Annotated in this window: 16 protein-coding genes; 6 read left to right on the plus strand and 10 right to left on the minus strand. The window is 68.3% G+C overall.

From position 1 onward, the window contains the following. Positions 1-45: 45 nt before the first annotated feature. The 5 genes from EC845_RS13275 to EC845_RS13295 form a co-directional block, all read right to left on the minus strand. On the minus strand, positions 46-1,644 hold the full coding sequence (locus tag EC845_RS13275) for an ABC transporter substrate-binding protein (RefSeq protein ID WP_123298589.1): 1,599 nt from the start codon (positions 1,642-1,644) through the stop codon (positions 46-48). Positions 1,645-1,714: 70 nt separating this feature from the next. Further along, positions 1,715-2,467: a LamB/YcsF family protein gene (locus EC845_RS13280; RefSeq protein WP_123298590.1), complete on the minus strand. Its 753-nt coding sequence runs from the start codon at positions 2,465-2,467 to the stop codon at positions 1,715-1,717. A gap of 25 nt (positions 2,468-2,492) precedes the next feature. Continuing rightward, positions 2,493-3,503 (minus strand): biotin-dependent carboxyltransferase family protein, encoded by a 1,011-nt coding sequence (locus EC845_RS13285; RefSeq protein WP_123298591.1) that lies wholly within the window; start codon positions 3,501-3,503, stop codon positions 2,493-2,495. After that, positions 3,500-4,246 carry a 5-oxoprolinase subunit PxpB gene (gene pxpB, locus EC845_RS13290; RefSeq protein WP_123298592.1) on the minus strand — a complete coding sequence of 249 codons (747 nt, stop codon included), beginning with the start codon at positions 4,244-4,246 and terminating at the stop codon, positions 3,500-3,502. The genes EC845_RS13285 and pxpB overlap by 4 nt, the downstream gene beginning before the upstream one ends. Positions 4,247-4,250: 4 nt before the next feature. Then, entirely contained in the window at positions 4,251-5,522 is a 1,272-nt protein-coding gene (locus EC845_RS13295) for a pyridoxal phosphate-dependent aminotransferase (RefSeq protein WP_123298593.1), read from the minus strand. A gap of 191 nt (positions 5,523-5,713) precedes the next feature. Between EC845_RS13295 and EC845_RS13300 the strand changes: the two genes are divergently transcribed. From EC845_RS13300 to EC845_RS13310, 3 genes are all read left to right on the plus strand, one after another. Next, on the plus strand, positions 5,714-6,421 hold the full coding sequence (locus EC845_RS13300) for a GntR family transcriptional regulator (protein WP_123298594.1): 708 nt from the start codon (positions 5,714-5,716) through the stop codon (positions 6,419-6,421). A 137-nt stretch (positions 6,422-6,558) separates the two neighbouring features. Beyond that, positions 6,559-6,981 (plus strand): DUF2177 family protein, encoded by a 423-nt coding sequence (locus EC845_RS13305; protein WP_158615695.1) that lies wholly within the window; start codon positions 6,559-6,561, stop codon positions 6,979-6,981. 14 nt (positions 6,982-6,995) lie between these two features. Next, a complete protein-coding gene (locus EC845_RS13310) occupies positions 6,996-8,030 on the plus strand; it encodes an acyltransferase (protein WP_123298596.1) in 1,035 nt (344 codons plus the stop codon). A 70-nt stretch (positions 8,031-8,100) separates the two neighbouring features. Here the strand turns inward: EC845_RS13310 and EC845_RS13315 are convergent, their stop codons facing one another. From EC845_RS13315 to EC845_RS13325, 3 genes are all read right to left on the minus strand, one after another. After that, on the minus strand, positions 8,101-8,916 hold the full coding sequence (locus EC845_RS13315) for a 2,3-dihydro-2,3-dihydroxybenzoate dehydrogenase (protein WP_233598058.1): 816 nt from the start codon (positions 8,914-8,916) through the stop codon (positions 8,101-8,103). Then, the gene (locus EC845_RS13320) at positions 8,913-9,572 is read right to left on the minus strand and encodes an isochorismatase family protein (protein ID WP_123298597.1); all 660 of its coding nucleotides are present in this window, start codon (positions 9,570-9,572) and stop codon (positions 8,913-8,915) included. The genes EC845_RS13315 and EC845_RS13320 overlap by 4 nt, the downstream gene beginning before the upstream one ends. Positions 9,573-9,657: 85 nt before the next feature. After that, complete coding sequence (locus EC845_RS13325; RefSeq protein WP_123298834.1) at positions 9,658-10,953, minus strand: isochorismate synthase; 1,296 nt, start codon at positions 10,951-10,953, stop codon at positions 9,658-9,660. Between the two features lie 143 nt (positions 10,954-11,096). Here EC845_RS13325 and EC845_RS13330 point away from each other — a divergent pair, with 143 nt between their 5' ends. From EC845_RS13330 to EC845_RS13340, 3 genes are all read left to right on the plus strand, one after another. Next, entirely contained in the window at positions 11,097-11,810 is a 714-nt protein-coding gene (locus EC845_RS13330; RefSeq protein ID WP_123298598.1) for a TetR/AcrR family transcriptional regulator, read from the plus strand. Between the two features lie 232 nt (positions 11,811-12,042). Further along, entirely contained in the window at positions 12,043-14,304 is a 2,262-nt protein-coding gene (locus tag EC845_RS13335; RefSeq protein ID WP_123298599.1) for a FepA family TonB-dependent siderophore receptor, read from the plus strand. 8 nt (positions 14,305-14,312) lie between these two features. Then, positions 14,313-15,746: a class I SAM-dependent methyltransferase gene (locus EC845_RS13340; RefSeq protein WP_123298600.1), complete on the plus strand. Its 1,434-nt coding sequence runs from the start codon at positions 14,313-14,315 to the stop codon at positions 15,744-15,746. Positions 15,747-15,758: 12 nt separating this feature from the next. On the opposite strand, the gene EC845_RS13345 is transcribed toward EC845_RS13340, so the two are convergent. Beyond that, positions 15,759-17,027 carry an FAD-dependent oxidoreductase gene (locus EC845_RS13345; RefSeq protein WP_158615696.1) on the minus strand — a complete coding sequence of 423 codons (1,269 nt, stop codon included), beginning with the start codon at positions 17,025-17,027 and terminating at the stop codon, positions 15,759-15,761. 145 nt (positions 17,028-17,172) lie between these two features. Next, entirely contained in the window at positions 17,173-18,084 is a 912-nt protein-coding gene (locus tag EC845_RS13350; protein WP_123298835.1) for an amino acid ABC transporter substrate-binding protein, read from the minus strand. Positions 18,085-18,256: the final 172 nt, after the last annotated feature.

Genomic DNA, 18,256 nt, shown 5'->3' on the forward strand with positions numbered 1-18,256 from the left:
CCGCCGGACGCATCCGGCGGGCCGGGAAAAGGCCGGATACGAGGGTTACTTGTCGATGTAGACGTCGGCGAAGGTGTCGTTGAGGCCGATCGCGCTCTGGATCAGGTTGTGCACCTTGCCGTTGTAGAGCGTGGGGATTTCCATCTCGAACAGGTAGCCGTTGGCGACGTCATGCACCAGCTGTTTCTGGATGGTGCTGTAGAGCTTCTGGCGCTCTTCGGCAGAGGTCGACGAGGCGGCCTGGTCCCACAGCGTGTCCATTTCGGCGTTGCGGTAGCCCTGGTTGTTGACGAATGCCGAACCCTTGACGATGTTGCGCGTCAGGTAGAGGCGCGAGACGCCCAGTGCCGGATCGCCGTACTGCGAGGTGTAGCTGAAGGTCAGGTCGAAATCGAAGTCCGAGACGCGCTTGGCCCAGGTGCCGGCATCGGCGGATTCGATTTCCACCTTGAATCCGAGCTGTTCGAGGCTCTGGCGGGTGTATTCGCCCAGGCGATCCCAGGCCGAGCCGTAGGGGTAGGACAGGATCTTCACGGGGGTCTTGGCCAAGTCGACGCCCGACTCCTTGACCAGCGCACGGGCCTTCTTGATGTCGAAGGGGTAGGCCGGCACGTTGCCGTCGTAGAACGGCGTGGTCGAGGAAACCGGACCGGTGGCGATCTTGCCCATGCCGAAGAAGATGTTGTCGACCACGAACTTGCGGTTGATCGCCATCATGACGGCCTGGCGCACCTTGACGTTGTCGAAGGGCGGGCGGGCGTAGTTCATCTGCACGTAGGCGAGCTTGGAGAACATTTCCCAGCCCTGGGTAGTGAACTGCGCGCCGGGCACCTTCTTGAGGCGTGCCACGTCGACGCTGTCGATGTCGTTGGCACTGACGACCTGCACGTCGCCGCGCTCGAAGGCCACGGCGCGCGAAGCGGCATCGGGAATGACGTGGAAGACGATTTCGTCGAGGTAGGGCTTGCCGGCCTGCCAGTAGTCGGCGTTGCGCGTCAGCAGGATGTGCGAGCCCTTCTTCCATTCCTTGAACTTGAAGGGGCCGGTGCCGACGGGCGTCTGGTTGGCCGGGTTGCTCTTGAAGTCCGTGCCCTCGTAGATGTGCTTGGGCACCATGGGCATGTTGTCGCTGACGAAGGCCTTGAGGAAAGGCGCAAAGGGCTCCTTCAGGCGGATCTCGACCTTGCTGGGCGACAGGGCCTTCACCGACTCGACGAACTGGTTGATCATCACGCGGGCACGGGGGTGCTCGGAGCGCAGGAACTTGTCGACCGAGAAAACGACGTCGTCGGCGCCGAAGGGCTTGCCGTCGTGCCATTTCACGCCCGGCTGCAGCTCGAAGGTGTAGACCTTGCCGTCGGCCGATACGTTCCAGGCCTTGGCCAGGCCCGGACGGGGCTGCATGTCGGGGCTCCAGGTCAGCAGGCTCTCGTAGATCTTGCCGGCCACGAGCTGGGTCGGCGACTGCTGGTTGAGACCCAGCATGAGCATGGGCGGTTCGGGCTGGACGATGGTGCGCAGCGTGCCGCCGCGCGTCTGCGCCTGAACGCCGGCAGCCGTCAGGGCGCCGAAGGCCAGCATCAGGGTAAGGGCCAGGCCCTTGGCCGCACGGGGCGCGGCGCGTTCGATAGAGGTGGGGAACATGGAATCAACCTTGGTCGGAAGGGAGGGGAAAAAAGCGGGAAACGGCAGTCGCAAGGGCGTGGACGATTCGTCAGACGGCTCTCACGGCGATGCCGTCGGCCTCGAGCGCGGCGCGGATGCGCTGCGCGAAGTGCACGGCGCCCGGCTGGTCGCCGTGGATGCACAGCGTGTCGGCTGCGATCGGCACGTCGCGGCCGGAGAGCGCACGCACGACGCCCTCCCGCACCATGCGCTTGACCTGGGCGATGGCCTGGTCGACGTCTTCGATCATGGCGTGCGGCTGGGAACGCGGCGTGAGCGTGCCGTCGTCCTGGTAGGTGCGGTCGGCATAGACCTCGAAGGCCACGGACAGGCCGATGTCCTGCGCGGCACGGGCCATGTTCTCGTTGGCGACGTAGACCAGCAGGCCGCGGTCGACGTCGTGGACGGCCTGCACCACGGCGCGGGCCAGGGCGACGTCGCGCGCCGTCATGTTGTAGAGCGCGCCGTGGGTCTTGACGTGATGCAGCATCGTGCCCTGCGTCTGCGCGAAGGCCTGCAGCGCGCCGACCTGGTAGACGACGAGCGAATAGACCTCGGCTGCCGACAGCGCCATGGCTCGCCGGCCGAAGCCCTGCAGATCGGGCAGGCCGGGGTGGGCCCCCAGGGCCACGTTGGTGGCGATGGCGGCCTGCACGGTCTTGAGCATGACCTCGGGGTCGCCGGCATGGAAACCGCAGGCGATGTTGGCCGAGGTGATGTGCGGCAGGATCTCGAGATCCTGGCCCATGGTCCAGGAGCCGAAGCTCTCGCCCATGTCGCAGTTGATGTCGATGGTTGGCATCGGGGTCCTCATCGGGTCTAGGGGGTCAGGCCAGCGCCAGCGCGGCGGCCTCGCGCACGCGCTGCAGGTGTTCGTCCATGCGCTGCAGCAGGGTTTCGGCGTCTTCCTGCGCAATGGCCTGGAAACGCACGGTCTCGCCCGGAATGGCCTGGGCGAGCAGGGGCAGATCGCAGGTCGCGACGTAGCCGATCTTGGGATAGCCCCCGGCGCTCTGGCGGTCTGCCATGAGCACGATGGGCTGGCCGTCGGGAGGCACCTGGATCGTGCCGAAGCTCACGGCCTCGGAGATCATCTCGAGCGGTTTGCGCAGGGCCAGCGCGGGACCGGCCAGGCGGTAGCCCATGCGGTCGGACTGCGGCGTGACGGTGTAGGGCTGGCCGGCGATGCGTTTCTGTGCCTCGGCGGTGAAGGCCCGCCACTGCGGGCCGGGAATGAAACGCAGCGTCCCTGGCGGCACGTCCGCAGCAGGAGCGGGCAGGGCGATGTCGACAGCCGGACCGCTGACCAGCGGCAGTCCGCTTTGCGTGAGCCGGTGCTCGAGGCGCAGGGCGGGCCATTCGCGCGGCAGACCGGCGATGGCCACGCGATCGCCGCGCAGCAGGGCACGCCCCTGCACGCCGCCGAAGCCACCCCGCACGTAGGTGCTGCGGCTGCCCATCACCGGCTCGGTGGCGAAGCCGCCGCGCACGGCCAGGTAACAACGGGCACCGTGCAGGCGTTCGCCGAACGTCATCTCGAGACCCCGGCGCACCAGCACGGCGCGGCCGAACGGCACGGTGTTGCCATCGACCGTGACCTTCATCCGGGCACCCGTCAGGGCAATCAGCGTGTCCTGGGTGAACTGGACCGTGGGGCCGGTGAGCGTGCATTCGAAGACCGCGGCGTCGTCCCCGTTGCCCACCAGCGCATTGGCCACGCGGTGGGACCATTCGTCCATGGGACCGTTGACCGGCACGCCGTAGTGCTGGTAGCCGGTGCGGCCGCCATCCTGCAGCAGCGTGTGCATGCCGGGGCGCAAGACAATCATGGCGTTCATGACCGGGCCTCCAGCGTGTCGTGGAACTCTTCCGCCGAAATCGCGCGGAACTGAATGAGGTCGCCCATCTGCAGGCGGGTAGGCGGCTGCCGGCGCACGTCGAAGAGGTTCCACGGCGTACGCGCGATCACGTTCCAGCCCCCGGGCGACGCGGTTTGATAGATGGAGGAAATGCCGTTGGCGATGGCCACCGAGCCCGCTTCCACGCGGGTGCGCGGCGTGCTGCGGCGCGGCACGTGCAACCGGTTGTCCAGCGGTCCGGCAAAAGGGTTGCCGGGCGAGAAAAAGAAGGCATAGAGCGTGAGCGGCTGCTGCACGTGCAGTGCGATCACCTCGTCGGGCGCGAGCCGGCACTGCCGGGCCACGTCGTCCAGGTCGGGCCCGAATTCTCCGCCGTAGCAGGCCGGGATCTCGACCACACGGCCCGTGGCCGGCAGCGCGGGCACGCCGCGTCCGAGGATGCGCTCGATCTGCCGCGTGAGCTGGATGCTGGGCAAGCCACGCCGGCGCGCGTAGGCGGCCGGATGGAAGTGCACCGCCACCGTGGTGAAGGACGGCACCACGTCGACCACGCCGGGCGGCCGGTGGTCCATGAGGTGGGCCGTCACGGCATGCACCACGCGGCTGGTGGCGGGGTCGACGCGCTGGCCCAGGCGGATGAGCAGGCAGCGTTCGCCGACCGGCTCGATCTGCCAGTCCAGGCTGAGCAGGGAAGGTGGGGTACGCAGCGTCTTCACGACCATGGCCTCAGGCGGAAGGTGCCGCCGACAGGGGCTGCAGGCGGGCGCAGGCCGACACGATGCGCTCGCAGGCCAGAGCCAGGCGCTCGTCCGAGAGCGCGTAGGCCAGCCGCAGGTAGGGCGCGAGCCCGAAGGCCGTTCCGGGCACCACCGCGACGCCGGCCTCTTCGAGCAGGTAGCGGGCGAGGTCCATGTCCGTTTCCAGCCGCTGGCCGGCGGGTGTGATCCGTCCCAGTGCGGCCGAGCAATCGGCATACAGGTAAAACGCCGCCGGCGGGCAGGCCATGCGCAGCAGCGGCGCGGCCTGCGACAGGATGGACAGGGCCAGGTCGCGGCGGCCGCGCAGGCGGCTGCGCCAGCCGTCGAGGAAATCCTGCGGCCCGTCGAGCGCGGCCAGGGCTGCGGCCTGGCTGACCGAGCTGGGGTTGCTGGTGCTCTGCGACTGCAGCAGCTCCAGCGCCTGGATCAGCCAGCGCGGTCCACCGGCATAACCCAGGCGCCAGCCGGTCATGGCATAGGCCTTGGACACGCCGTTGATGGTGAGCGTGCGCGCCTGCATGTCGGGGCTGGCCTGCGCGAAGGACACGAACGCGCCCTCGAACACGATCTCTTCGTAGATGTCGTCGGACATCACGAGCAGCCGCGGATGGGCCCGCACCACGTCGGCCAGCGCACGCAGCTCGTCCGCGGTATAGAGCGCACCCGAAGGGTTGCAGGGTGCGTTCAGGATCAGCCAGCGGGTACGCGGCGTCAGGGCCTCGGCCAGCCGTTCGGGCGTGAGCTTGAAGCCGTTGTCGGCCTGCGGCGTCACCACCACGGGCTCGCCGCCGGCAATCCGGATCATTTCGGAATACGACACCCAGTAGGGTGCGACCACCACGGCTTCGTCGCCGGCATCCAACGTGGCCAGCAAGGCGTTGAAGAGGATCTGCTTGGCACCGGTCGAGGCAATGACTTCCGCCTCTTTGTAGTGCAGATTGTTGTCGCGCACGAATTTGCGCACGATGGATGCCCTCAATTGGGGCGTTCCGCCCACGTCGGTATAACGCGTCTGCCCTTCGATGATGCCGCGCATGGCTGCATGCTGGATGTGCACGGGCGTGTCGAAATCGAGCTCGCCTTCGCTGAGGCTGATGATGTCGCGGCCTTCTGCAGCCAGGCGGCGCGCGGCCTGGGACATGGCGCCGGTGGCCGAGGGCCGTGCGGCCTGCAGGCGCCGCGCCAGGGTCGTATCCACCGCAGGCGACGAGGCCGTCTCCGCAGAGAGGGGGAAGGCCATGGCGGCCGGGTTTGGGCGTAAGGCTGTAGACATGGGGCGTAGCGGTTGGAACATGGACCAAGACCTGCCGGCGAGTCGCCGTTCAAGCCTGTATCTCAGTAAAATTCACGGAGAGTACGATTGGTATACCACTTGTACGCACGCAATACTCATGCCAGATTTCGCTGGTATCAAGGCACAATAGAGATCCTATGACTGTGATCACCGTACCCGTGGACGATGAACTCGAGGCGCCGCGCGCCGACACCGACCCGGCCGAAGCCGCCGCGGCCGTAGGCCTGGGCAGCCAGGCCTACGAGGCCTTGCTGGACCTGATCTTTTCGCGTGAGCTCAAGCAGGGCGACCAGATCCAGGAGCGTGCGCTGGCGACCCGGCTGGGCATTTCGCGCACGCCGCTGCGCGAGGCCATGCACCGGCTGGAAGGCGAACGCATCCTGGAGCGCAAGTCGAACAACCGGCTGTTCGTGCGTCTGGTGACGCTGCAGGAAATCATGGAGACACTCCATGTGCGCCGGCTGCTCGAATCGGAAGCGGCGGCGCGCTCGGCCGGCAAGGTGCCCGGCGACCGCCTGCAGGCCCTGCGCACGCGCATCGAGACGCTGATGGCGTTGGGCGATCCGGCCCATCCCGAACACCAGCGGCTCGATGCCGAACTGCACGGGGTGATCTCGGAGTACTGCGACAACCAGTTGCTGGCGGACATGATCGCCGAGCTGCGGCGCAAGACCCGCATGTTCTCGCTCAAGCGGCTCGACAACCGCATGGCTCCGGTGTGTTTCGAGCACATGGCCATGATCGCGGCACTCGAACGCGGCGACGCACAGGCCGCGGCTGCGGAGACCGCGCGCCACATCGACAACATCCGTCAATCGATCATCGACAAGCTGACCAGCTACTGAGCCCGGGTGCAGGCGGCCCACGGCGGGCCTGCCCGGCAGCCGGCACGCCCGCCTACCCGGCCACGGGCTGCCGTCGGCTTGCCCGGGGGCTGCCGCGCGGGTGTGATACGGTCATGCCCACCGCCCACCGTCCACTTATGCAAACCTCCGTGACCTTCGGCACCGCCGTGCTCGCCTACCTGGCCGCGCTGGCCGCCCTGACCGTGCTCGACGGCCTGTGGCTGGGCTGGGTGGCCAAGAGTTTCTATGCCACCGAGATGGGGGCGCTGATGAACGAGTCGCCGCGCATCGTGCCGGCGGCCCTGTTCTATCTGCTGTACCCGGCGGCCCTGACGCTGCTGCTGCTGTGGCATGGCACACCCGCCAGCATCGGCCAGGCCGTCCTGCAGGCAGCGGTGCTGGGCTTCATGGCCTACGGCACTTACGACGCCACCAATCTGGCCGTGCTCAAGGGCTTCAGCGTGCGCGTGGCCCTGGTCGACGTGGTCTGGGGCACCTTTGCCACGGCCATGGCAGGCTGGGCATTGGCCGCCACGGCAGCAGCGCGCAGCGCGCCCTGAGGGCCTGCCGCCGCATGGCCCGGCCGACCGCCGCCGAGAACGGCACGCCCGCCCCACCGACTCGCGATGCGGCCATCGACGTGCTGCGGGGCTGGGCGATCATCGGCGTCGTCGTCATCCATGCCTGCGGACTGATCCTGCCGGCGCAGGCTTATTTCAGCGCGGCGTATTACTTCCGCTGGGCGGTGCCGGTCTTCATCTGCGCCTATGCCTACTTCGCGGCCCGTCCGCCCGCGCCGGGCCAGACGGCCGCCGTCATCGCCGGACGGTATGCACGGCTGCTGTGGCCGTTTCTGTTCTACAGCGTGCTGTATGCCGTGGTGCTGGGCGATGCACGGGCACCCGATCCGCTGGCGACCTTGTGGCGCTACCTGCGTGGAGACGGCTGGGCCGGCCAGTATTTTTTCCTCATCCTGTTCCAGCTCGTCGTGCTGCTGCCCTGGCTGGCCGGCCGGCGCATCCCGCTGGCCGCCGTGGCGCTGTCCCTGGCGGGCCTGGTCGTGCTGCTCGCGCTGCTGCCTGCTGCCTGGCAGGCCAGCCCGGCCTTGACCGCCGCCAGCGACAGGCTGGTGGTGTACTGGCTGCCCTACGCCTTGCTGGGCATCTATCTGCGCCAGAACCGCGAGCGCTGGCTGGCGCTGCTGGCGCGCATGCCGCGGGGGTTGGCACTGGCCGCCTGGCTGGCGTGTCCGCTGTGGCTGTCGTTCACCTACGATCCCGACTGGCCCACAGGGCCCTATCTGCTGCCGGGCGTGGTGGCGGTCTCGGCCGCCGTGTTCGTGCTGCATCCGCGCGCGCTGGACGGCCGGTCGCAGGCCCGCTGGGCCCAGCCCCTGGCCGGCCTGGGCCGCCATTCGCTGGTGGTGTTCTGCCTGAATCCGCTGTGTGTCTGGGCCCTGCAGCAGACGGTGCTGGCCACGCCCCCTGCCGCCCTGCCCTTCGCGGCGGCGGTGGTCCTGGCCGCGCTGCTGGTCGTGGCCATCTGCGCCTTGTGCTGGGCGGCCGGCTGGCTGATGCGGCGCGCCGGGTGGGAGGCGGTGGCGGGTTGATCCCCCCCCTGGCCCGGGAATGTTCGCGAAACGGGCCGGGACCCGGCCGCGCGCGGCTGCGGTCCGGCGCTTACTGATCGAGCGTGGCGCCGCCGTCCACCCGCAGGTCATGCAGCGTGATGTGGCCGGCTCGGTCGGAGAGCAAGAACAGGATGGCTTCGACGATATCGGCCGGATCGGCGATCTTGCGCAAGGGGATGCCGAGACGGAAACTGGCCGCATGGCCCTCGATGACCGCTTCGCGCGAGGAGCCCTGGCGCCACATGGCACGCTGCATCTCGGTGTCGGTGGAACCGGGCGAGACCACGTTGCAGCGGATGCCGTGCTCGGCCAGCTCGAGGGCCAGGCAGCGGCTGAGCTGCGTGACCGCCGCCTTGGAGGCGGCATAGGCGCCCATTCCCGCGCGCGGCGTCGTGGCCGCGTTCGAGCTGACGTTGACGATGGCTCCGCGTGCACGCGGGATCATGCGCCGCGCGACCGCACGGCAGACGTTGAAGACGCCTGCGGTGTTGACGCCGAAAGTCCGGCTCCATTGGGCGTCCGTCAGATCGACGATGCGCCCCATCTGCAGCACGCCGGCCACGCAGGCCAGCCGGTCGATGGCGCCCAGCGTGGCCTCGCCGTCGAAGACGGCGGCGTCGACGGCGCCGGAATCCGAGACGTCGACGGTGCGGGTGCAGAGCTGGTCGGCAGAGACCGCATGGGCGTGCAGCGCCTGCAGGCCGGCGGCATCGGCATCGAGCGCGGTGACGCGCGCACCGTGCGCGAGCAACGCAAGGGCCAGCGCCTGCCCGATGCCGCTGGCCGCGCCGGTGACCAGCACATGCTGGCCGGCAAAGTCGGCCGCCGCCGAGGGCATGGCGCCGAGGGGATGCAGATCGTTCATGCCGGCTGCCCTCCATCCGTCCGGGCCAGCGACTCGGCCACCTGCGCCAGCGTCAGGCTGACGCCGCAGCGACGCGACACGTAATCGACGGCCATGCGGTGTTCGGCCAGCGAGAAGTCCGCCACGGCATCGAGGACCAGAAAGGGCTGCACGTCCTGCATGAAGGCCTCGAGCGCCGTCGCCATGCAACCGATGTGGGCGTAGATGCCGCAGACGATGAGCTGGTCGCGGCCACGGGCGCGCAGTTGCTCGCGCAGGTCGCTGCGCTGGAAAGCGCTGTACCGCCATTTGACGAGCACGGTGTCCTGCGGACGCGGCGCCAGCGGTTCGATCACGGGCTGTTCGGCGTGGTGTTGCGGCTGGGTCAGGCCCGGCCCCCAGAAGTCGTTGAGCAGCGCCCGGTCACCCGCCGGCTGGTTCACGGGTTGTGCCGTGTAGAAGACCGGCACGCCGGCCGCGTCGCAGACGTCGCGCAGGCGCCGGGTGTTGGCGATGAGCTGCGGCACGGGAGCTTGCGCCGTATCGAACTTGTTGAGGAAATAGGCCTGCATGTCATGCACCAGCAGGGCCGCTCGGCGCGGATCGGGCCGCCAGCCGACACGGTTGTCCACGGGCAGGACGGGCAGTTCGTAAGGAGCAAGGGTGGGAATGGACATGGGGTCGCGTCAAGACGATGGAGGGAGTGTCGGCGGGGGCGGCACCGGGCGCGCCGGCGTTCGATGCCGGGGATTCGGGGGCGCTTCAGTCGACGGAGGAGCCCAGGCCCAGTGCGCTGAGCATGGTGCGGAACTTGGTGGCGGTCTCGGCCGTTTCGCTGGCCGGGACCGACCCGGGCACGACGCCCGCACCCGCATACAGCCGCACCGCGGTATCGTGGATCTCGGCACAGCGCAGAGCCACGGCCCACTCGCCGTCGCCTTGCACATTGCACCAGCCGACGAAGCCGGCGAAGTAGCCGCGCGCAAAGGGTTCGAGCTCGCCGATGGCCTCGTGGGCCCGTGCCGTGGGATACCCGCAGACGGCCGGCGTGGGGTGCAGGGCCAGGGCCAGGTCGAGCGAGGTGGTCCTGGCATCGGCCAGTTCGCCGACCAGCGTGGTCGACAGGTGCCAGAGCGCATCGGTGGCGACCACCTCGGGTGCGGGCGGCACGTCCAGCGTGCGGCAGAGGGGGCGCAGCGCACGAGCGACCTCGTCGATGACGACGGCGTGTTCACGCCGGTCCTTGTCCGATGCCATGAGGGTCTGGGCTATCGTGCGGTCGCGTGCGGGGTCGGCACTGCGGGCCGCCGATCCGGCCAGCGGATTGACGACGACCCGGTTGCCGATCCGGCGCACCAGCAATTCGGGCGTCGCGCCCACGAAGACGCCGCCCTGCACCAACGGCACGGCATAGGTGTAGCCACGCGTGTTGCGGTCTGCCAGACGGCTCAGCAAGGCGGGCAGATCGGGCCGCCGGCGCAGTTGCACGGCCAGGGTGCGGGAGAGCACGACCTTGTCGAGCTCGCCGGATTCGAAGAGCTGCAGCGCGCGCCGCACGGATTGTTCGAAGACCTCGGGCAGCGGTTCCTGGCGCGGTGCGCCTTCGGTCGGGCCATCGATGCCGTCTCCATTGCGTCGTGCGGCCTGGGCGCGGCCCGGTCCACGGACCGGCTCGGACGAGGCGGGCTCGTGCCAGACCCGTTGCGGCACCACCAGGCGCGCGGGCTCGCGGATGTCGAAGGGCACGGCACCCATCAGCACGGACCGCCCTCCCAGAGCCGGGGTGCGGGCGGCTTGTTCGAGCAAAGCGCGGGCGCCGTCCGCCAGGGCACGCGCCGCGGTGTTCCGGTCGGCAGGACGGGGGCCGGCGTTCAGTTCCAGCGCCACGCCCTGCCCCAGCAGACGGCCGGCGGGCGACAGGAACAGACTGTCTGCCGACGTGTAGCGGTCGAGCGGCGTGCGACCGGCCCGGGTCGTCCCTGGATCGGTTGCGGCAGCCAGGCCCGGCTCGCTCTTCCCAGGGTCGGCAGGTCGCGGTGTCGGCAAAGCATCGAACATCTTGCGGTCCAATAAAATAAATGCAAATCATTCTAGACACAATTAGACAACAATCAAAACCATAGGCCCTGATCGCGGCAGGCCCATGGCCGCTTCGACGCTGCCGCCATAATGCCCAGCCATCACATTCCTTTCTAGCTGTCATGACCAACCCGACCGCCGCCCGTATCCAGGATGCCGCCATGGCCCGGTTTGCCGCGCAGGGTTTCGACGGCACGTCGTTGGTCGAGATCGCCTCGGACGTGGGCATCAAGGCGCCGTCGATCTATGCACATTTCCGCAGCAAGGACGCGCTGTACCTCAGCCTGATCCCGCTGCTGATCCAGGCCGAACTGGCCTACGCACGCGACTCGCTGCTGAAAGGCCGCGGCGCCGTGCGGGGACGCATCCGGCAGTACCTGCGCAGCATCAAGCTGCGTTTCGACGAGTCGTATCGCGTGAAATTCTGGATGCGCACGCTGGCCGGACCACCGCTGCACATCTACCAGCAGGTGCTGGAGCCTCTACACGGGTTCATGGACGACCTCGAAGGCATTCTGCGCACGGCCATCGAGCAGTCCGAACTGCTGCCCAACCGGCACGGGCTCAGCGCCCCCGTCCTGGCCCGGACCTGCATGAGCCTCATCGACAGCCTGCAAAGCGAACTGGTGCACGGCGGCCCGCTCAAGTACGAGCGCCGCATCAAGGCGGTCTGGGCGGTGTTCGATGCGGCCGTGGTGGCGATGCCGAAGGCACCGCCGGATGTGCGAGCGGCCGGGAACGCCGAGGCCAGCGAGCCCGGCGAACCGCCGGCCCGACGATCGCCGGCCGCAGGCCCCGCCACCGCCTCGCGGCCCTTGTCGAAGACCGCGGACTGACTAACGAGCGTTAGGCCAGCTGTCGCCGAAGGGCAACATTTCTTTGTAAAGTTATGTGTACTTTCGCCGATTGACCTTAAGAAATACCTCTCTTTCTCGAATTGAAACCTCAAATCGATACGATTCTCATCCGCCATGCTGCTCGTTGAAAAACCACTCCAACAGTGACGAAGCCGAGGCACACACGGCCTGATGCCGTGGTACTTCATCACTTACCGAGGGATACATTTCGATGCGAAGCACAACATTCGCGCTCAAGCCTTTGGCGCTTGCCGCCGCTCTGGCCGTCGTGACGCCGGCATTTGCACAGGACACGACCACGAACGCAGCGCCCGCCGAGGCCACGCTGTCCGAAGTCCGGGTGCTCGGCACCGCCGTCGAGGAACTGCGCCAGGCCCCCGGCGTGTCCGTCATCACGCAGGAAGACATCCAGCGCCGCCCGCCGGCCAACGACATCGCCGACCTGATCCGCACGCAGCCCGGCGTGAACCTGACGGGCGCCAGCTCGTCGGGCGCCTTCGGCAACAACCGCCAGATCGACCTGCGCGGCATGGGCCCCGAGAACACGCTGATCCTGGTCGACGGCAAGCCGGTGCAATCGCGCAACGCCGTGAAGATGGGCCGCAACGGCGAACGCGACACGCGCGGCGACACCAACTGGGTGCCGGCCGACTCCATCGAACGCATCGAAGTGATCCGCGGCCCGGCGGCCGCACGCTACGGCTCGGGCTCGGCCGGCGGCGTGATCAACATCATCACCAAGAAGCCCACCGACAGGATCTCGGGCTCGGTGACCACTTACTTCGGCCTGCCCGAACACAGCGAAGAAGGCGACACGCAGCGCCTGGGCTTCAATTTCACGGGTCCCCTCTCCGAGCTGCTCTCGTTCCGCCTGTACGGCAACGTGGCCCGCACGGATGCCGATTCCGCCTCGCTGAACGCAGCGGCTTCGGGCGTGAACTCGACCGCCACCACCGTGCCGCCGGCCGGCCGCGAAGGCGTGCGCAACCGCGACGTCAACGCCCTGCTGCGCTGGGACCTCACGCCCCGCCAGGTGCTGGAGTTCGAGATGGGCCACAGCCGCCAGGGCAACATCTATGCGGGCGAGCGACCGATCTCGGCCACGGGCTCGGCCCTGATCTCCAGCCTGGTGGGCGCCGAGACCAACATCACGCAACGCCAGACGGCTTCGCTGGCCCATCGCGGCAAATGGGACATCGGCGATTCGCGCCTGCTGTTCCAGTACGAAAAGACACGCCGCTCCAACTATCCGGTGGGCACCGGCGGCAGCTCGGAAGGCAGCATCACCGAGACGGGTTCGATGATCACGTCGAACCTGGAAAACTACTTCCTCAACGGCGAGCTCAACACACCGCTCAAGCTCGGCGGCCTGGATCAGGTGCTGACCTCGGGCTTCGAGGCCCGCTACGAAAAGCTCGACGACCCGGGAGCCATGTCGCTGGCCGCGTCCAACACGAACGGCACAGGCGGCTTCGTGCCCGGCCTGGGGACCGGTACACGCTCGGGCCAGTCCGACGCCACGACCTTTGCGTTCTTCCTGGAAGACAACATCGAGATCACCACGCCCTTCATCCTGACGCCGGGCGTGCGTTTCGATCACCATGACCAGTTCGGCAACAACTGGAGCCCGAGCCTGAACGCCTCGTACACGCTGACGCCCGAGATCACGCTGAAGGGCGGCATCGCACGGGCCTTCAAGGCGCCCAACCTGTACCAGGCCAACCCCAACTACCTGTACTACACCATGGGCAACGGCTGCCCGGTCACCTCGCCGAACCCAGTTGGCGGAGCAGGCTGCTACATCCAGGGCAACTCCGATCTCCAGGCCGAGACCAGCGTCAACAAGGAAATCGGCATTGCCTACAGCAGCCGCGGCTGGGATGCGGGCATCACCTATTTCCGCAACGACTACAAGAACAAGATCCATGCGGACATGTTCGATCAGGGCACCCCGACGCTGGGCGGCGCTTCGCAGGTCTTCCGCTGGGTGAACGCGGCCAAGGCCGTGGTGCAGGGTTTCGAGGGCAACTTCAACGTTCCGATCCTGGGTGAATCGGGCAGCCGGCTCAAGCTGCTCAACAACTTCACCTACATGATCGAGAACAAGAACAAGACCACCGATCAGCCGCTGTCCATCATTCCGCGCTACACCATCAACAGCACGCTGGACTGGCGCGCCACCGAGAAGCTGTCGGCCCAGGCCACGGCGACGTTCTACGGCCGCCAGAAACCGCGTTCGCTGACCGTCGCCGGCGCCACGAGCACCGGCACGCAAACCAACGTGCGCGGTTCGTACGCGGTGTACGGCGTGGGCTTGAACTACGAATTCAACAAGAACTACCGCGCCGGCTTCGGCGTGAACAACCTGTTCGACAAACGCCTGTTCCGTGCGGACGTGGCCGGCGGCGACGGTGCGCTCACGTACAACGAGCCGGGCCGTGCGTACTACGTGACCTTCACGGGTTCGTTCTAAGGACCGGCATGACCGCGACCCCACGACCCGAGGCGGCTGTGGCCGGGTACATCACCGACGTGATGTACCCGGATCAGTTCCAACGCGAGACGCAGCCCCTGTGGCTGGTGTCCGTACTGGCGGGCCTGGGCCGGCGGGGGCCCGACCTGACCCGGCCCTACACCTGGCTGGAACTGGGCTGCGGCAGCGGTTTCAACGCGATGCTGGCCGCGGCCGGCAATCCGCTGGGCCGCTTCATCGGCATCGATGCGAATGCCGAACAGATCGCGCTGGCCCGCCGGCGCGCGCAGGCAGCAGGCCTGCGCAATCTCGAATTCCATTGCCTGGACTTTGCCCAGGCGCTTGCGGGCGGCGCCGTTCTGCCGCCCTGCGATTTCATCGTCGCCCACGGCGTGTACTCGTGGGTGGACGAGACCACGCGGCAGGCGATGCGCGGCCTCGTGGCCCGGCACCTGCGTCCGGGCGGGCTGTTCTACGTGGCTTACATGAGCCACCCCGGCGCGGTCTCGTTCAGCGCGGCACAGCGCCTGATGCGCATGGCCACGCGCCATGTGGCGGGCAGCAGCGCCGAGCGCGCCCGTGCCGGCCTGGCCCTGGTCCAGCGCATGGCGCAGGCGGGGGCCGGCTACTTTGTCGAACACCCGGCCGCGCTGCGCGAGATGCAGCGCGTGGACCAGGCCGACGCCAACTATCTGGCGCACGAATTCCTCAACGACGTGTGGCAGTCGATGCACGTGGCCGACGTGATGGCCGAGCTCGCGGCCTGCGGCTGCGACTATGCGGGCAGCGCGGTGCCGCTGGACAACATCGATGCGGTGTCGCTGCCCGGCGGCATGGCGGCGATCGTGGCAGAGATGCGCCAGAACGGCGCCGATGCCGCGCAGCTCGAAACCGCCAAGGACATCGCGCGCAACCAGAACCAGCGGCGCGACATCTATCAACGGCCAGCCGGCGACGGCACGCCCGCGACGATGGACGCCGACGCCCACCGGGCCGCCTTGCTGGCGCAGCGCGTGGCCCTGCTGCCGGAAGCGCCCGCGGCCGGCTCCCGCCTGGCGGGCGAGCTGGTGTTCGACACCCGGATCGGTCCGGTGCGCACGCCCATGGCTGCGGTGGTGCCCCTGCTGCAGGCCTTGCAGGCGGGGCCCTGCAGTTATGCGCAGCTGGCGTCGCTGCCGGCCTATGCCCGGCAACCGGGTTTCATCAACCAGGCACTGCAGATGCTGGCCTGGTCGGGCTGGCTGCACTTCGTGCGGCCCGACACCGCGGCACACCCGGATGTCTCGGCCCTCAACGCCGGCCTGGCGCAGGAAGCGGCAGCCACGGGCGCACGCCGGGCCTACCAGGCCGCCCCGCGCATCGGCACGGCCGTGCAGGTCGATCTCGCCGAAGACGGTACCCCGGCCCGCTCGGGATTGTGGGCACTGGCCACCGCGCGATAAACCGCCCGGGTCTCACACATAACAGAAAGGTTGGGCCTGCAGGGACGGTGCGCCGTGCTGCATGGCCTCGCCGAGCAGCATGGCGCTGCCCGCAGCCAGGGTCAGGCCCAGCGCACCGTGGCCGACGTTGAGCCACAGGTTGCGCTGCGGCGTGGCCCCGATCAAGGGCCTGCCGCTGGGCGTGGCGGGCCGCAGACCGGCCCAGGGGCTGGGTGCGGTCAGATCGCAGGCGCCCGGGAAAGTCTGTTCGACGGCCCGACACAGAGCCTCGATGCGACGCGGATCGATGCGGGTGTCGCTGCCGCACAGCTCGGCGAATCCCGCCACCCGCAGCTGTGCACCCAGGCGCGCATGGACCAGCTTGCGGCCGGTGTCGGTGATGCTCACACGCGGCGCCGCGGCCGCATCGACCACCGGCAGCGTCACGCTGTAGCCTTTGATGGGCTCGATGGGCAGACGCACACCCAGCGGGCGCAGCAGGTCGCCCGCCTGCGGGCCCGCCGCGATGACGAAATGATCGGCCTCGACCCGGTTGCCGTCTTCCAGAACGGCCGCGACGACGCCCTGCCCGGGGCGTGTATCGAGACTCGCCACCCGGCGCCCCAGCACCATCTGTGCGCCGCTGGCCTGTGCCAGCGCACGCGTGAGGCCTGCGGCATCGATGACTTCCTCGCTGTCGGTCCAGACCCCGAAGCTGATCGGCCCGCCGCCCGTGACCGCGAGCGCGGGCTCGAGCGTCCGGCATTCGTCGGCCTCGACCAGCCGCTGCACGCAGCCGAGTTCGGCCTGCCACTGCAATTGCCGGGCGACCTGTTCCCGCGCCGGCGGCTTGCGGTAGACCACCAGCTTGCCCGGCCGCTCATGGTGCAGCGCCCGTCGCTGCTCAGCGGGCAGCGCATCGAGCCAGCCATGCAGCGTGTCGCGGCTGAGGGAAGACAGGCTCAGCAGGGCCGCCGTGGTCTGCTGCACACGCGGCCAGTTGCACGCCTGCACAAACGACATGAGCCAGCGGCCATGGTCGATCTCGGCCCGCGGACGCCAGCGCAGCGGACTGTCGGCCGACAGCAGCCAGGCCGGCAGCGAACGCAGCGCCGTGGGGGTGGCCAGCGGTTCGACATAGCTGTAGCTGAGTTGCGCGCCGTTGGCCTTGCTGACGCCTTCGCCCGGCACCGAATGGGCGTCGACCAGCGTCACGCGCCAGCCCTGCCGGGCCAGTGCATACGCCGAGGAAGCGCCGACGATGCCGGCACCGATGACACAGACGTGCTTGCCGCTGCTCATGTTTTCACCACTTCTTTTTCCGGTTGTCGTCATTCGAGGGATCGGCGGGCAGCCGGCCGGGCGAGCTGCGCGCACGCCCCGCTTGCTCGCCATGCAAAAGCCCCGCGGCTGCGGGGCATGCGGATCACCTCGGGGCCGCGGCCCTTCAGGTGGCCGGCTTGTCCGACAGCTCGGTCAGGTTCTTCTTGAGCTCGTCGCTCATGGGGGCGTTGAGGTTCATGTTGTTGGGCGGGATGGGCGACAGGAACCACTTGGTGTAGAGCTTCTCGAACTGCCCGCTCTTGGCGAGTTCGGCCAGCGTGTCGTCCACCAGCTTCTTGAAAGCCGGGTCGTCGCGGCGCAGCATGAAGGCATAGGGCTCGACCTGGATGGCATCGCCGACCACGGCCAGCTCGGCGGGATTGCGGGCCGAGGCCTTGAGTCCGTAGAGCAGGATGTCGTCCATGGCGAAGGCATCGGCGCGGCCCGATTGCACCAGCAGCGCGGCTTCGGCATGGTCCTTGGCGCTGGTGATGTTGATGCCCAGGTCCTGCTCCTGGTTGACGCGGCGCATCACCAGCATGTTGGTGGTGCCGGCCGTGATCACGACGTTCTTGCCCTTGAGATCGGCCAGGCCCTTGATGCCCGAATCGGCCTTCACCAGGAAACGGGTGCCGGTGTAGAAGTAGTTGGTGGCGAACTGCACCTGCTTGCCGCGTTCGCTGTTGTTGGTGGTGGAGCCGCACTCGATATCGACGGTGCCGTTCTGCACCAGCGGCACACGGTTGGCGGAGGTGACGCTCTGGCCGACCACCTTGAGGTCGCTGCGGCCCGTGAGGGTCTTGAGCTTGTCCGCAATCATGTTGCAGATCTCCCAGCCCATGCCGGTGGGCTTGGCCGTGCCGTCGAGGTAGGAGAAGGGGATGGACGACTCGCGGTAGGCGATGGTGAAGGTGCCGGATTGCTTGACCTTGGCGATGGTGTCGCCGGCCACTTGTGCATGCGCAGGCGCCGTGGCGGCGAACAAGGCGCCGAGGGCGAGCGAGGCGGCTGCAGCCAGACGGGTGGCGGGCAGCAGGCGGGGGACGGCAGGCAGGTTGGGGTTCAGATCGGCACGCACGGGGTTTCTCCTCAATTCGGTTTCGGTTGAATCTCAAGGGCGGGAGAGCCCATCCTATGCGCAGCGGACGGCGGCATGGATCGCTTTTTGCGTACCCTCCATAAGCCCTGCTAATGGCTCCCCAAGGTGG

This window comes from Comamonas sp. BIGb0124 (assembly GCF_003752175.1).
Lineage (GTDB): Bacteria > Pseudomonadota > Gammaproteobacteria > Burkholderiales > Burkholderiaceae_C > Comamonas_F.

Bases quoted from the DNA above. Each gene is read 5' to 3' on its own strand.
- EC845_RS13300 (WP_123298594.1), top strand. From the start codon at position 5,714: ATGACTGTGATCACCGTACCCGTGGACGATGAACTCGAGGCGCCGCGC.
- EC845_RS13345 (WP_158615696.1), bottom strand. From the start codon at position 17,027: ATGAGCAGCGGCAAGCACGTCTGTGTCATCGGTGCCGGCATCGTCGGC.
- EC845_RS13315 (WP_233598058.1), bottom strand. From the start codon at position 8,916: ATGAACGATCTGCATCCCCTCGGCGCCATGCCCTCGGCGGCGGCCGAC.
- EC845_RS13330 (WP_123298598.1), top strand. From the start codon at position 11,097: ATGACCAACCCGACCGCCGCCCGTATCCAGGATGCCGCCATGGCCCGG.
- EC845_RS13340 (WP_123298600.1), top strand. From the start codon at position 14,313: ATGACCGCGACCCCACGACCCGAGGCGGCTGTGGCCGGGTACATCACC.
- EC845_RS13285 (WP_123298591.1), bottom strand. From the start codon at position 3,503: ATGAACGCCATGATTGTCTTGCGCCCCGGCATGCACACGCTGCTGCAG.
- pxpB (WP_123298592.1), bottom strand. From the start codon at position 4,246: ATGGTCGTGAAGACGCTGCGTACCCCACCTTCCCTGCTCAGCCTGGAC.
- EC845_RS13275 (WP_123298589.1), bottom strand. From the start codon at position 1,644: ATGTTCCCCACCTCTATCGAACGCGCCGCGCCCCGTGCGGCCAAGGGC.
- EC845_RS13295 (WP_123298593.1), bottom strand. From the start codon at position 5,522: ATGGCCTTCCCCCTCTCTGCGGAGACGGCCTCGTCGCCTGCGGTGGAT.
- EC845_RS13335 (WP_123298599.1), top strand. From the start codon at position 12,043: ATGCGAAGCACAACATTCGCGCTCAAGCCTTTGGCGCTTGCCGCCGCT.
- EC845_RS13320 (WP_123298597.1), bottom strand. From the start codon at position 9,572: ATGTCCATTCCCACCCTTGCTCCTTACGAACTGCCCGTCCTGCCCGTG.
- EC845_RS13305 (WP_158615695.1), top strand. From the start codon at position 6,559: ATGCAAACCTCCGTGACCTTCGGCACCGCCGTGCTCGCCTACCTGGCC.
- EC845_RS13310 (WP_123298596.1), top strand. From the start codon at position 6,996: ATGGCCCGGCCGACCGCCGCCGAGAACGGCACGCCCGCCCCACCGACT.
- EC845_RS13280 (WP_123298590.1), bottom strand. From the start codon at position 2,467: ATGCCAACCATCGACATCAACTGCGACATGGGCGAGAGCTTCGGCTCC.
- EC845_RS13325 (WP_123298834.1), bottom strand. From the start codon at position 10,953: ATGTTCGATGCTTTGCCGACACCGCGACCTGCCGACCCTGGGAAGAGC.